Source organism: Knoellia sp. B-D-2 (genome assembly GCF_057714695.1).
On the sequence record NZ_CM173189.1, the window covers coordinates 595,778 to 609,522 of the forward strand.

Sequence of the window (13,745 nt, forward strand, 5' to 3'; positions counted from 1 at the left end):
CGACGAGGGAACCGACGGATCCCCCACGTGTGGCGGAGACGGACGGGAATCGAACCCGCCAGACCGAGGTGCTCGGTCTCACCGGTGTTGAAGACCGGGGGGCCCACCAGGAACCCAGACGCCTCCGCCACCCAGCCTAGACACGTGGCTAGGCTCGGTGCGCATGGAGGCCCGACGCCTGACCCAGTTCGCGCGCGGTGGTGGCTGCGCCTGCAAGATCCCGGCCGGTGAGCTCGAGGCGCTCGTCGCCCAGCTGCAGGAGCGCCGTCAGCATGCTTCGTGGCGGGGTGCCGTCGAGGTGCTCGTCGGTTTGGACGACGGGGATGACGCCGCCGTCGTCCGGGTCAGTGGCGGCCTGGCGGTCCTCTCCACCGCTGACTTCTTCACACCCGTCGTCGACGACGCATACGACTGGGGCAGGATCGCGGCGGCGAACGCCCTCTCCGACGTCTACGCCATGGGGGGCACGCCCGTCATGGCGATCAACATCGTGGCGTGGCCACGCGAGCTGCTGCCCATGGAGCTGCTGCGTGAGGTCCTGCGCGGCGGCCTCGACGTGGCGATGGAGGCCGACTGCCCGGTCCTCGGCGGGCACAGCATCGACGGACCCGAGCCCGTCTACGGGATGGCAGTGACCGGCACGGCCGACCCGGAGCGGCTGATGCGCAACGATGCCGCCCGGGCCGGGCTGCCCATCAGCCTCACGAAACCGCTGGGGCTCGGCGTGCTCAACAACCGCCACAAGGCGACCGGGGAGACGAGTGCCGAGGCGGTCGCCGTCATGACCACCCTCAACCGGGATGCCTCGCGAGCCGCCCTCGAGGCCGGTGTCCGTGCCGCCACCGACGTCACCGGGTTCGGGTTGCTCGGTCACCTGTTCAAGATGGGCCGAGCCTCCGGTGTCGCCGCCCGGGTCGACTCGAGCGCCGTGCCCTACGTCGAGGGGGCCCGGGAGGCGCTCGCGGACGGTCACGTCCCGGGCGGCTCGCGTCGCAACCTCGACTGGGTGCGGCCGCACCTGGCCGTCGCCCCCGGGGTCGACGAGGACGAGCTGCTCCTCCTGGCCGACGCGCAGACCTCCGGCGGGTTGCTCGTCGTGGGTGAGGTGCCCGGTTTCCCGGTCGTCGGTGAGACCGTGCCCGCGGGCTCGCTGGGCGAGCGCGTCGTCGTCGCAGTGGCATGAGCGAGCCCTCTTCATCGCCCTCCCGGGTCTCCGCAGCCCTCGAGCAGGCACGGCGGGACCTCGGACGCCTCAGCCCGACCGAGGCGGTCGAGGCGCAGCGACGGGGGGCACTGCTCGTGGACACCCGAACTGCCGTACAGCGCTGCAGGCAGGGCGAGGTGCCCGGCGCCGTGGTCGTCGACCGCACCGTCCTCGAGTGGCGGCTCGACCCCAGCTCGCCCCACCGCATCCCCGAGGCCGTCCCGGGGCAGCGGGTCGTCCTCGTGTGCCGGCAGGGCTACAGCTCCTCCTTCGCCGCCGAGTCGCTGCGTCGGCTCGGGGTGGACGCGACCGACGTGGTCGGCGGGATCGAAGCGTGGCGGTCGGCCGGCCTTCCGCTCGGCCACGGACCGGCCGACGTGCGCGAGTGAGCCGTCGTTTCATACGGGGGCCGTCTCCACCTTCCCGGGCGGCCTGGCGATGAGCGGCAGGAGGACGCCGACGAGGGCGATGATCCCGACGACCGTGAAGGCCCGGGTGTAGGCCTCGTTCTCCCCGATGAGCCAGGAGATGAGGAAGGGGCCGACGACGCCACCGATGGACCAGCCGACGAGCATGAGGCCGTAGATCGCGCCGGCGTTCTTCACGCCGAAGAAGTCGCCGGCCGTGGACGGCATGGTCCCGAACGCGCCGCCGTAGCAGGTGTAGACGAGGGCACAGAGGACATAGAAGATGGCCGCGTTGCCAGCGTGCGGGATGGCCAGGAGGGCGAGGCCCTGGATGGCGAGGATCCCGAGGAAGGCAGGGCGCCGGCCGATTCGGTCGGAGATGGCTGCCCACAGGATCCGGCCACCGCCGTTGAAGAGCCCCATGATGCCGACCAGCGTCGCGGCTGCGCCGGCGCTGAGGCCCGCGACGTCGGTCGCCGTGCCCGCGGCGACCGAGATGAGCGAGATCCCCGCCGTCACCGAGATCGTGAGGGTGAGCATGAGGATGTACCACTGGGGCGTGCTGAGAGCCTCCTGCGGGGTGAAGTCGCGGCCCGCCGCATTCGCCTGCTTCGCGGACGCGGCCGGGTCGACGCCCTTCCTGGCGGCCACCGTGTAGCCCTCCGGCGGGTTGCGGAAGAGCGAGGCGCCGAGGAGCCCGGCGACGAGGTAGGACATGCCGAGCCAGAGGAAGACCTTCGTGGGGTAGCGCTGGTAGTCCGCGCTGCCCTCGATCATCCGCTGCGCGACAGGAGAGGTGATGACGGCACCGAAGCCGAAGCCGCCGACCGCGATGCCGGTGATGAGGCCTCGCTTGTCGGGGAACCACTTCTGGAGCATGGCGATCGGAACGATGTAGGCGAGACCGAGGCCGAAGCCGCCGAGGACGCCGTACCCGAGGACGAGCAGCCACAGGTCACTCGCGTCCCGGGCAAGGCTCGCGAGCATGATCCCGATCGAGTAGATCGTCACCCCGACGAGGGCGACGACGCGCGGGCCTCGCCGGTCCTGGATGCGACCTCCGAGGAAGGTACCGACGAAGATCATGCCGATGGCGACCTCGAACGGGATGGTGGCCTGGACCTTGGTGAGCTCGAGGGCCGACGGGTCCGCCTGGATCGCCTTGCTGAACGTGCTCCAGGCGTAGACCGCTCCGATGGCGAGCTGGACGAGGACACCACCGGCGAGGACGACCCACCGGTTGCCGGTGCTGCCGGCGGCGACCCCCCTGCCCTCGTGCTCACGGGTGCGGGTGGTGCTCATGCGACCTCCTGGGGTGACGGGGCGAGGAGTCACCTCGCCGTGACGATGCTGTCGTGGACGGTGCCGTCGGCACGGCGCTTCTCCAGCCGCGCCTTCTGCAGGTCGACGGTGTACCTGGGGTCCCGGGCCGACTCGAGCCCGGCGTCGACGAAACCGAACCGGGTCAGCGCCGAGCCGCCCGCCAGCGCGGCGCCGGCGGCCACCGCCACCCACCGGCTGCGGCCCGCCGCGAGGGTCCCGAGCGCGCCGGCGACGGTCAGGGCCCTGGCGAGGCGGAGCCGGGGGCCGCCCTCTCCCCCGACGACCGGCTCATCGATCCCGAGGGACTCCAGGTGCTCCTCGAGGCGCCGCATCGCCACCAGGTCGCTCGCCGCCCCGAGCAGGGCCAGCCGTCGCGCCGGCCCCGCCTGGTCCACGGGCGAGAGGATCATCTGGATCCCGGCCGAGGCCATGGCCGCCGAGCCGACGAAGACGAACGGCAGCTGCGCCCGGCTCTCGTGCCACACCGGGGTGGCGGAGTCGGACAGCAGCACCGCCGTGTAGGCGGCCAGCGGCGGCGCGAAGAGCGCCTGCCCGACACTCGCCGTGCCCTCCACGACGCCCAGGATCCGCAGCACGACACCCACCGCTCCGCCGGCGTCGGACGGAACCATCCGCGCGACCTCCGCGGCCGTCGTCACCCCTGCGCACGCGGCATACCCGGAGAAGATCCAGGTACCGACGGACATCGGCGAGGTGAGCTTCACCGTGCGCAGCATGTTGAGGAAGCGTTCGGGTCGTCCGAGGTCGGACACGAGGGCCGCCCCGCTCAGCGCCACCGCGGTCATCGCCGTCAGCCGGCTCCGGCGACGCAGGACGTCACGCCCGGTGAAGGCGGCACCGGTGCCGAGGAGACCCGAGCCCGCGGCGACACCGCCGAGGAAGAGGTAGGCCGGGATCTCGTGCTTCCAGGGCATCGGCTTGACCACCGAACGGCCGTAGTAGCTGGAGAACTCCACGTCCGGCACGGCCGGCGCCTCCCGGCGGCCGCCCCCGTCCCCGGTGAGCCAGCCGCTCCCACCCCGGGCGACACTGCGGGCCGCACCGGACACCGAGTCGCGCAGCGTCGGGCGCCGGCGGCGCCGACCTTCCTCGTCCGGCGGGCGGTAGCTGTCGAAGGTCGAGGTCGTCATCCCCGCCTCCCGAGGAAGGCGACCGCGGCCGCTCCCAGCATGCCGAGGCCGGCGTACCCGGCCGTGCGGAACATCTCGGGCAGGCGCGAGGTGGCACACACCGGGTCCGGCGGCAGGCCGTAGACCTCCGGTTCGTCGAGCAGGAGGAAGACCGAGCCGGTGCCGCCGACCCCGTCGTTCTCGTTGGCACCGTAGAGCCGAGCCTCGGGGAACCCCTGCTCGTGGAGCTGGGCCACCCGTTCCCTGGCGGTGGCGACCATGTCGTCGTGGTCGCCGAACTTGATCGACGTCGTGGGGCAGGTCTGTGCGCAGGCCGGCATCTGGTCGTGCTCGAGCCGGTCGTAGCAGAGGGTGCACTTCTGGGCGACCCCCATGTTGGGCACGTGCCCGTCGCCACGCACGGTGGTGCTGCTGTCGGACCGCCGCTCGATGACGCCGAACGGGCAGGCGCCCACGCAGTACCCGCACCCGTTGCACACGTCGGGCTGCACGACCACGGTGCCGTGCTCGCTGCGGAAGAGGGCGCCGGTGGGACAGACGTCGAGGCAGCCGGCGTGCGTGCAGTGCTTGCAGACGTCCGAGGCCATGAGCCACCGGAACTCGGGGAGGGCACCCACCATCGGCGTGCCGTCGACCGTCGTGCCGGACGGGGCGGACCTGTCCTCCACCGCCACGGTCTCGCTGAGCATGTCGCGCAGGTCGGGCCCGTGCCCGTCGACGGGTGCGGGCAGCGTGCCGTACCCCGCCGGGGCGGCCCCCGTCGGGGACGACGGCTCGGCAGGCGCGCCGACCCCGGGCATCCCAAGTTCCACGAGCCGCCGGCCCGACTCCCGGGCGGCGCTGATCCGGTCGGCGGTCTGCTCGACGAACGCGACGTGGCGCCACGTGCTGGCGCCGAGCCCCCCGGTGTTGTCGTAGGAGTTCGCCGAGAGCGCCAGGCCGTCGAGCGGCACGGCGTTCCACTCCTTGCACGCCACTTCGCAGGCCTTGCAGCCGATGCAGATCGAGGTGTCGGTGAAGAAGCCCTTGCGCTTGGGCGCGTCGACCCACCCGGCGTCCCGGGCCGGGTCCGTGCGCCCGCTGAGCTGTCGCTCGAGGTAGCCCATCAGTCCCCTCCTCTGCTCTCGTCCGAGGTGGCCCCGGTGTCCCCGGTGTCCTCCGTGTCCCCGGTGTCCCGGGTCGCCGCGCGGCGTTGCGTCATCTCGGTGGACACCGGGTCGGCGTGCTCCGAGCCGGTCAGGGCGGTGGTGCCGGCCCGCGACTGGTACTCGGCGACGAACCGCCGGAGCTCCGCGCCGTGCGGTCGTCGTCCCGGGCGGATGTCGCAGGACCCGACCTTCGACTCCTGGATCTGGACGTTGGGGTCGAGGACGACGCCGAGCAGGTCGTTGGCGCCGTCACCCTCGACGACGGCGTCCTTGCCGACCCCCCAGTGGTAGGGCAGCCCGATCTGGTGGACGGTGGAGCCGTTGATCGTCAACGGGGTCATCCGGTCGGTCACGAGCACCCGGGCCTCGATGGCGCTGCGGGCGGACACCAGCGTCGCCCACTCGCCGTTGACGAGGCCCCGCTCCTCGGCGAGCTGCGGGGCGACCTCGCAGAACATCTCCGGCTGGAGCTCGGACAGGTACGGCAGCCAGCGGCTCATCCCCCCGGCGGTGTGGTGCTCTGTGAGCCGGTAGGTCGTGAACACGTAGGGGTAGACGTCGGCACCCGCAGCGTCACCGGACGGGCTCCACAGGTTGTCCTTGCGCGGGAAGACCAGCCGGCTCGGGTTGCTCTGCTGGGCGTACAGGACGTTGGTGACCGGCGACTCCTGCGCCTCGTAGTGGGTGGGCAGTGGCCCGTCGACCATGCCCTTCGGCGCGAAGAGCCATCCCTTGCCGTCGGCCTGCATGATGAAGGGGTCGTCACCGGCGATGGCCGCGGGCCCGCCCACGTCCGGGTCGGGGCGGAACGACGGGTCGCGGTCGACCGGGAAGTCGGGGACGTCCTTGCCCACCCACTTCCTCTCCGTCTCGTCCCACCAGACGTACTTCTTCCGCTCGCTCCAGGGGCGGCCCTGCGGGTCGGCGGAGGCACGGTTGTAGAGGATCCGGCGGTTCATCGGCCAGGCCCATCCCCACTCCGCCGCGACCTCGTCCTGGTCACGTCCGGCAACCCGGTTGGCCGACCGGTTGACCCCGCCTGCGTAGACGCCGGTGTAGATCCAGCAGCCTCCCGCGGTGGACCCGTCGGCACGCATGTCGGCGAACTTGTCGAGCAGCTGGCCGGCGCGGTCACCGGTGAGGTGGTGGCCGTTGATCTCGCGCAGCACCGCCTCGGCGTCGACCTCGCCGTGCTCGTCGCGGGGGTAGTCCCACGTGAGGTCCAGCAGGGGGCGGTCCCGCTCGTCGGTGGACCCGCGCAGGCGCTCGCGGATGCGCACCCCGAGCTCGTGGAAGAAGTCGAGCTCGCTCTGGACGTCATCCACCGGCCGGACCGCCTGGTGGTGCCACTGGAGCATCCGCTGGGTCTGGGTGAACGTGCCGGACTTCTCGACGTGGTTGGCGGCCGGGAAGAAGAAGACCTCCGTCTCGATGTCCTCGGGGCTGGTCTCCCCCGAGGCGACCTCGGGTCCGTCCTTCCAGAACGTCGCGGTCTCGATGAGCTGGAAGTCGCGCACCACCATCCACTTGAGGTGCGAGAGCGCCTCCCGCTGCATCTTCCCGTGCGCCGATCCCACCGCCGGGTTCTGGCCGAGGACGAAGTAGCCGTCGACCTCGTCGTCGATCATCGCCATCGCCGTCTGGTAGGTCCCGTGGGCCCCGGTCAGGCGCGGCAGGTAGTCGAAGCAGAAGTCGTTCTCCGGCGTCGCGGCATCACCCCACCACGCCTTGAGCAGGCTGGCCGTGTAGGCCTTCGCCTCGGTCCAGAACCCCTTCTGCCGCGGTGACGAGATCGACCCGAGGTACTCCTCGAGGCCGTCGTGCAGCCCGACCATCGGCATCGGCAGGTAGCCGGGCAGCAGGTTGAACAGGGTCGGGATGTCCGTCGACCCCTGGATGCTCGCGTGGCCACGCAGCGCCATGATGCCGCCGCCCGGGCGACCCATGTTGCCCATGAGCAGCTGGAGGATGGCCGCGGTGCGGATGAACTGCGCGCCGAGGCTGTGCTGGGTCCAGCCGAGCGCGTACGCGAAGCACGTGGTGCGCTCCCGGCCGGAGTTCTCGGTCAGGGCGCGGGCGACCTCGTGGAACTGGGCGACGGGGATGCCGCACATCTCCCGGACGAGCTCCGGGGTGTAGCGGGAGTAGTGCCGCCTGAGCACCTGGAAGACGGTGCGCGGGTGCTCGAGCGTCTCGTCCCGGATGACCTTGGCGTGCTCCATCGCCGCTCCGGCCGCGCCCAGGGCGTGCGGAGCGGCCCGGGCGGAGTCCTTCGCGCCGTCGTCGCCGCCCGGGTCATCGATCGTGTCGCCGTCCCCGACCGCACCACCTGCGTCCTCCCGCTCGGCGTACCCCCACGACGTCATGTCGTACTTGCCGGTCGCCGGGTCGAGGCCCGAGAAGACCCCGTCGAGGTCCTCGGTGTCGACGAAGTCCTCACTGACCAGGGTCGCCGCGTTGGTGTAGGCGACGACGTAGTCGCGGAAGAACAGGTCCTTGGACAGCACGTGGTTGATGAGCGCGCCGAGGAGCACGACGTCCGAACCAGCGCGGATCGGCACGTGGGTGTCCGCGATCGCGGACGTCCGGGTGAACCGCGGGTCGATGTGGATGACCCGCGCTCCCCGGGCCTTCGCCTCGGAGACCCACTGGAACCCCACGGGATGGCACTCGGCCATGTTGGAGCCCTGGATGATGATGCAGTCCGCGTTCGCCATGTCCTGCAAGGACTGCGTGGCGCCACCGCGGCCGAACGAGGCCCCCAGACTGGGAACCGTGGAGGAGTGTCAAATACGCGCCTGGTTCTCGATCTGGATCGCGCCAGCGGCGGTGAAGAGCTTCTTGATGAGGTAGTTCTCCTCGTTGTCGAGGGTGGCTCCCCCGAGCGAGGCGATGCCCATCGTGCGGCGCAGCCTGCGGCCCTTCCCGTCGAGCTCCTGCCAACCGTCGCTGCGCGCCTGGAGGAACCGGTCGGCCACCATGTCGATGGCCTCGTCGAGCTCGATCCGCCGGAAGTCCGTCGCGCGCGGGGCGCGGTAGAGCACGTGCGTCTGGCGTGAGGGTGAGTTGACGAGCTGCTCGCTGGCCGCCCCCTTGGGACAGAGCCGGCCCCGGCTGATCGGGGAGTCGGGGTCCCCCTCGATCTGGACGACCTTCTCGTCCTTGACGAAGACCCGCTGACCGCATCCGACGGCGCAGTAGGGGCACACGCTCTGCACCACGCGGTCGGCGGTGGTCGTCCTCGCCTCGATGTGGCGGGTACGGCGCGAGGTGACCGACGCGCCCCGCCCGAGGAAGTCACCGCTGGCGAGCTGGCGCAGCACGGGCCAGCCGAGGAAGGTCGTGTCCTTCGGGACCATCGTCATGCCTCTCGACTCGACGTCTGCGCTGGTCAGACCCACCGTAGCGGCTTCAGAGCCGTGACGGGAGACCAGGACCCGGGCCTGTTCACACCTCGCTCGCTCGGCGCGCGTCGACGCCCTCGAGGGCCGCCCACCCCGACTTCTCCGGCCCGGCCGCCTGGCCCTCGGGACAGTGGGCCCGGAAGTCGCACCACGTGCACAGCGGCCCGACCACGGGTGGGAACAGGGTCGACTCGACTCCCCGCTCGGCGAAGTCCGCGTCGGCGCGCTGCGCGTCGCGGGCGATCGACTTCGCCTCGTCGACCTTGCGGGTGAGCGACTCGGGGGTGTGGGTGTGGGTGAGCACCTCCCCCGATGGGACGTGGTGGAGCTCGACCCGCAGGCAGGGGCGACGGAACATCTTCCAGACGGCCGCGGCATACAGGGCCATCGGCAACGACGTGCGGGCGTCGTCGTCGCCGAGCGGTCTGCGGCTCGTCTTGTAGTCGACGACGACGAGCTCGCCGTCGCGGTCGTCGAGCCGGTCGATCCGCCCGGTGACCCGCAGCGCGCCGCTGACGAACGCCACGGTGCGCTCGATCCCGGTCGGCTGCTGGTCCGGGTCGACCCCCGAGAGGTATGCCGTGACGTGCCCCTGCGCCCGCCGTCGCCACTGTGCCGACTGGTCCGGGTCGCGGAAGCCGACGTCGATCCACGAGCTGCGGACGAGCTCGTGCCCGGCCTCCGGCGTGCGGCGCTCGCGCGGCAGGTCCCACCAGTCACGCAGGGCGTTGTGCACCGCCAGCCCGAAGGACGTGTGGGCGCGCTGGGCCCGCTGCTCCGGCCGGGGACGGTCGAGGTACTGCATCCGATAGCGACGCGGGCAGTCGACGTGGGCGAGCAGGCGTGACGGGCTCGCGGCATACAGCCTCGGCGGCATGCCGGCGAACTCGGCCTGGACCGGTCTCCCGGCGCTCTCCACGCTCACGCGGCCAACCTAGCCAGCCGCGCCGACGCGGTCCGTCCGTCGTCCACAGGGTCAGCTGAAGACGACGGTGCGGTCGACGTTGAGGATGATCCGGCTCTCGCAGTGCCACGTCACGGCACGGGCGAAGACACGCGACTCGACCTCCTCGCCGGCGGCGACGAGGTCGTCGGCGTCCATGCGGTGGTCGACCCGGTGGATGTCCTGCTCGATGATCGGACCCTCGTCGAGGTCGGGGGTGACGTAGTGCGCCGTGGCGCCGATGACCTTGACGCCCCGCGCGTACGCCTGGTGGTAGGGCTTGGCCCCCTTGAAGCTCGGCAGGAACGAGTGGTGGATGTTGATGACCCGCCCGCCGAGGTCGCGGCAGAGGTCGTCGCTGAGCACCTGCATGTAGCGCGCCAGGGTGATGAGCTCGACGTCGTGCTCGACGACGAGCTCACGCAGCCGCGCCTCCGCCTCGGGCTTGGTGTCCGGCGTCACCGGGATGTGGTGGAACGGGATGCCGTAGGAGCGCGCCATCGGCTCGAGGTCGGTGTGGTTGCTGACGATCGCAACGATGTCGGCGTTGACCTGGCCGGACTTCCAGCGGAAGAGGAGGTCGTTGAGGACGTGCCCGAAGCGGCTCACCATGACGAGCACGCGGTATGCCGTCGTCGCCGGTCGCAGCTCCCACGTCATGTCGAACTCGCTGGCGACGGAGGCGATCTCCTCACGCCACCCGTCGAGGTCGAGGCCGTCTACCGGCGTCGCGAACCGCACCCGCATGAAGTAGCGCCCGGTGCGGTGGTCGCTGAACTGCTGGCTCTCCTCGATGTTGCCCCGGTGCTCGAAGAGCCGTTGGCTCACCGCCGCGACGATGCCCGGCCGGTCGGGGCACGACAGGGTGAGGACGAGGTCACCGACCTCGTCCTCCGGGTGCTGAGGGCGCTGGACGCCTTCGGTCATGCTCGGACCACCTCCACGCCATGGGACTGCTCGACGATACGTGACCACTGCTCGGGCTCCGTCGTGTGCTCACCGAGGAGGTTGAGCTTGCCGGTTCCGTGGTAGTCGCTGCTGCCGGTGACGACGAGGTCGTGGCGGCGCGCGAGTCGCAGGGCGCGCTCGACGTCCTCGTCCGTGTGGTCACGGTGGTGCACCTCGAGACCGGCCAGCCCGGCGGCGGTGAGCTCCTCGACCATGTCGTCGGTGACCGTGCCCATTCGCGTCGCGAACGGGTGGGCCAGCACGGGCACACCGCCCGCCGCGCGGACCAGGCGGATCGCCGTCACCGGGTCGGGGGCATAGTGGCCCACGTAGTACGGGCTGCCGTCGCGCAGGAGCTCCCGGAACGCGTCGTCGCGGTTGGCCACGACGCCCTTGGCCGCGAGTGCGTCGGCGAGGTGCGGCCGACCGAGGGTGGCCCCGGGGGCGACCTGCGCCTGGACCTCCTCGACGGTGATGTCGATCCCGCCGTCGACCATGCGCCGGATCATCCGGTCCATGCGCGTGATCCGGCTCTCACGGGCCCGGGCCAGCTCGAGGGCCAGCTCCGGGTCGTCGGGGTCCGGGAGGTAGCCCAGCAGGTGGATGCTCTCGTGGTGGCGGCTGCACGAGATCTCGATGCCCCGGACGAGGTCGATGCCCATCTCGACCGCCGCCCGGGTCGCCTCGCGCCACCCGGCGGTCGTGTCGTGGTCGGTGATCGCGAACACGCTCAGCCCGGCTGCCTTCGCCTCGGCGACGAGGTCGGCAGGGTCGTGGGTGCCGTCGCTCGCGGTCGAGTGCGTGTGCAGGTCGATCCTCACGCCCTCACCCTAGGCGCGGCGTCGCGCGGAACGGGTCCGCCCGCCCTCGGGCGGCGAGCGTGTCCGGCGCCGCAGTCGGCCTTTCTCGGCCCCTGCCCGTCGTAGGGAATGAGGGCACGGGAAGGGGTCGTCATGGGACGTGGGACCAAGGCCGAGCGCGACAGCACACCGGCGGCGCACCGGCGGCGCATCCTCACGGCGGCGGGTGCCGCCGCGGCCACCATGGCGATCGCCGGGACCGTGGGGGTGCTCGTGCCCCGCGCCGACGACGACGCCCTGCCCGCCCTCCCGCAGGCGACGTCGAGCGTCATGCCGGACCCGACGCCGACGGTCGCCGCGTCCGCCCCGCGACCGCGACCTCGACCTCGACACCGACACCGACCGCCACGGTCGCGAGGCCGGGGAGCACCGGCGACGACTGGTCCGAGCCCGTGACGTTCGCCGGGAGCACGTACCGCGCATGCTTCGTGGCGCGCCCCGGGGACGCAACCAGGAGGTGGTGCTGCAGCGGGACGGAGCCACGGTGTTCACGCCGGACTCCGTGTTCAACACCGAGGGCCGCTGGGGTGTCGACGAGGCGGATCCGCGACTCGTGTCCTACCTGGGCGGCGTCAGGGTCAGCGACCTGGTGACGGTCGGTGGCGAGCCGGTCGAGGACGAGGCGGTCGGGCACGTCGCCCTGCCCACGCCCGACGGGGTGGACGTGGCGGCTGAGCCTTACATGGACCTCCACATCACCATCGTCCGCACGACCTCGCCGAACTCGCAGGGGGTCACCGGCTGGGTGGTGCAGGTCGAGGACGGTGCATGGTGGGACCTCTCGGCGGACTGACGGTCACTGGCCGCCCGGTGGCGCCGGTCTCCCGGCTGAGGCGTGGCGGGCGCAGGCCGGATCGGGAGGGATGACAACCTTTTCTGGCACACCGACGTAGTGCTGGGGGACATCACCACCAGGGGGGATCCATGGGACGAGAGTCCAAGGCGGAGCGCGATGCGGCGTTCACGGCGTTCATGACGGACGCGACGCCGTCGCTGTTGCGCACCGCGTGGCTGCTCTGCGGCTCGGCGGACCGGTCGCAGGAGCTGGTGCAGGCCGCCCTCGTCAAGACGTATGCCGCGTGGCCGAAGGTGCGTCGCGAGTCCGCCGTCGCCTACGCGCGGCGGGTGCTCGTCAACCAGAAGACCGACACGTGGCGCAGGACGTCGCGCGAGGTCGTCATGGACGGCGTGCCGGAGCGCGCCACCCCGCCGGACGGGTCGGTGGAGCATCGCGACGAGATCCTGCGGATGCTCGGGCTGCTCCCCCGGCAGCAGCGGACGGTCATCGTCCTCCGCTACTACCAGGACCAGTCCGAGCAGCAGACCGCCGACCTGCTCGGGATCTCCGTCGGCGCCGTGAAGTCCGCGGCCTCCCGTGGCCTCGCCACCCTCCGCACCGCCCACGTCTCCACGGAAGGGAGCCAGCGATGACCCCGGACATCGAGGACCTGCTCAGGAACGAGCTCCGAGGCGCCGCTGCCGGCGCGCCCCAGCACCTCGGCGTCGACGACCAGGACGTGCTCGCCCGCGGCCACCGGGTCGTCGTGCGACGACGCATCCTCACAGTGGTCGGGGCGGCCGTCGCCAGTCTCGCCATCGCCGGGACGATCGGGGTCCTCGCGCCCCGCGCCCAGAACGACGCGCTTCCCGCGCTGCCGACACCCACCGTCACCCCGACCCCGGACCCCACACCGACCATCACGGCGACCGCGACGCCCAGTGCCACGACCACTCCGTCGGTTGCGAGCACCCCACCCGCCCCGACGGCGACTGCGCGCACCTCGAGCCCCTCACCCACGGCGACACCGAGCCGGACCAGCCCTGCCTCGTCGACCCCGTCAGGGACCACCGACCCCGGGCCGAGGGGCACCCCGACCGCCGGCCCCGAGTGGACCGAGCCGGTGACCATCGGTGGCGTCACCTACCGCACCCGGCTCGTCGATCCCAGCGTCGACGACCGCGGCTACATGAAGGTCACGGTCGATGTGGAAGCAGACGGCCAGGTCATCTTCACCAAGAACGGTCAGGACTACGGCGAGTGGGGGACCCGCGGACTCGGCCCCAACGTCCTGCTCCTCTACAACGTCAAGGGTGTGCAGGACGTCGTATCGGAAAACGGCGAGCCCGTGGAGGGCGAGGGCATCGGCACCTTCCGCATGCCGTTCCCCGGCACCGACAAGACGATCGTCTACACCATCGTGTCCCTGCCCCTGCCCGTGACGAGGAATGCCGACGGCTATCTCAGGTCGCTGATGGTGCTTGTCGGCGGCGAGACCCACGGCCTCGGCTACGACGACCCGGAGTTCTGACGGATACCCGAGCTCTCATGACAACCTTTCGGACCGGACGCCCGTACC

The 13,745-nt window shown here is 71.6% G+C and carries 13 protein-coding genes and 1 tRNA gene; 6 read left to right on the plus strand and 8 right to left on the minus strand.

The features are described 5' to 3' along the window. Nucleotides 1-30 precede the first annotated feature (30 nt). Nucleotides 31-126 (minus strand) — tRNA-Sec (locus tag AC3EU2_RS02815). A 37-nt stretch (nucleotides 127-163) separates the two neighbouring features. Between AC3EU2_RS02815 and selD the strand changes: the two genes are divergently transcribed. Further along, nucleotides 164-1,183 carry a selenide, water dikinase SelD gene (selD, locus tag AC3EU2_RS02820; protein ID WP_488178226.1) on the plus strand — a complete coding sequence of 340 codons (1,020 nt, stop codon included), beginning with the start codon at nucleotides 164-166 and terminating at the stop codon, nucleotides 1,181-1,183. Further along, on the plus strand, nucleotides 1,180-1,593 hold the full coding sequence (locus tag AC3EU2_RS02825) for a rhodanese-like domain-containing protein (RefSeq protein ID WP_488178227.1): 414 nt from the start codon (nucleotides 1,180-1,182) through the stop codon (nucleotides 1,591-1,593). Before selD ends, AC3EU2_RS02825 begins: the two co-directional genes overlap by 4 nt. 9 nt (nucleotides 1,594-1,602) lie before the next feature. Here AC3EU2_RS02825 and AC3EU2_RS02830 read toward each other — a convergent pair whose 3' ends face one another. From AC3EU2_RS02830 to AC3EU2_RS02860, 7 genes are all read right to left on the minus strand, one after another. Continuing rightward, the gene (locus tag AC3EU2_RS02830; RefSeq protein ID WP_488178228.1) at nucleotides 1,603-2,913 is read right to left on the minus strand and encodes an L-lactate MFS transporter; all 1,311 of its coding nucleotides are present in this window, start codon (nucleotides 2,911-2,913) and stop codon (nucleotides 1,603-1,605) included. A 29-nt stretch (nucleotides 2,914-2,942) separates the two neighbouring features. After that, the gene (gene nrfD, locus AC3EU2_RS02835; protein WP_488178229.1) at nucleotides 2,943-4,085 is read right to left on the minus strand and encodes an NrfD/PsrC family molybdoenzyme membrane anchor subunit; all 1,143 of its coding nucleotides are present in this window, start codon (nucleotides 4,083-4,085) and stop codon (nucleotides 2,943-2,945) included. Further along, nucleotides 4,082-5,191, minus strand: a complete 1,110-nt coding sequence (locus tag AC3EU2_RS02840; RefSeq protein WP_488178230.1) for a 4Fe-4S dicluster domain-containing protein — start codon at nucleotides 5,189-5,191, stop codon at nucleotides 4,082-4,084. Before AC3EU2_RS02840 ends, nrfD begins: the two co-directional genes overlap by 4 nt. Beyond that, nucleotides 5,191-8,592, minus strand: coding sequence for a formate dehydrogenase (fdh, locus tag AC3EU2_RS02845; protein WP_488179428.1), 3,402 nt, complete (start codon nucleotides 8,590-8,592; stop codon nucleotides 5,191-5,193). The genes AC3EU2_RS02840 and fdh overlap by 1 nt, the downstream gene beginning before the upstream one ends. An 88-nt stretch (nucleotides 8,593-8,680) precedes the next feature. Continuing rightward, complete coding sequence (locus AC3EU2_RS02850) at nucleotides 8,681-9,562, minus strand: RecB family exonuclease (RefSeq protein ID WP_488178231.1); 882 nt, start codon at nucleotides 9,560-9,562, stop codon at nucleotides 8,681-8,683. Nucleotides 9,563-9,613: 51 nt separating this feature from the next. Next, on the minus strand, nucleotides 9,614-10,507 hold the full coding sequence (gene purU / locus AC3EU2_RS02855) for a formyltetrahydrofolate deformylase (protein WP_488178232.1): 894 nt from the start codon (nucleotides 10,505-10,507) through the stop codon (nucleotides 9,614-9,616). Next, on the minus strand, nucleotides 10,504-11,349 hold the full coding sequence (locus AC3EU2_RS02860; RefSeq protein WP_488178233.1) for a PHP domain-containing protein: 846 nt from the start codon (nucleotides 11,347-11,349) through the stop codon (nucleotides 10,504-10,506). The genes purU and AC3EU2_RS02860 overlap by 4 nt, the downstream gene beginning before the upstream one ends. A gap of 132 nt (nucleotides 11,350-11,481) precedes the next feature. On the opposite strand from AC3EU2_RS02860, the gene AC3EU2_RS02865 reads away from it, so the two are divergent. The 4 genes from AC3EU2_RS02865 (at nucleotide 11,482) to AC3EU2_RS02880 (ending at nucleotide 13,697) form a co-directional block, all read left to right on the plus strand. Continuing rightward, nucleotides 11,482-11,784: a hypothetical protein gene (locus AC3EU2_RS02865; protein WP_488178234.1), complete on the plus strand. Its 303-nt coding sequence runs from the start codon at nucleotides 11,482-11,484 to the stop codon at nucleotides 11,782-11,784. An 88-nt stretch (nucleotides 11,785-11,872) separates the two neighbouring features. Further along, nucleotides 11,873-12,181: a hypothetical protein gene (locus AC3EU2_RS02870; RefSeq protein WP_488178235.1), complete on the plus strand. Its 309-nt coding sequence runs from the start codon at nucleotides 11,873-11,875 to the stop codon at nucleotides 12,179-12,181. Nucleotides 12,182-12,312: 131 nt separating this feature from the next. Then, the gene (locus tag AC3EU2_RS02875) at nucleotides 12,313-12,819 is read left to right on the plus strand and encodes a SigE family RNA polymerase sigma factor (protein ID WP_488178236.1); all 507 of its coding nucleotides are present in this window, start codon (nucleotides 12,313-12,315) and stop codon (nucleotides 12,817-12,819) included. Further along, on the plus strand, nucleotides 12,816-13,697 hold the full coding sequence (locus tag AC3EU2_RS02880) for a hypothetical protein (protein WP_488178237.1): 882 nt from the start codon (nucleotides 12,816-12,818) through the stop codon (nucleotides 13,695-13,697). Before AC3EU2_RS02875 ends, AC3EU2_RS02880 begins: the two co-directional genes overlap by 4 nt. Nucleotides 13,698-13,745: the final 48 nt, after the last annotated feature.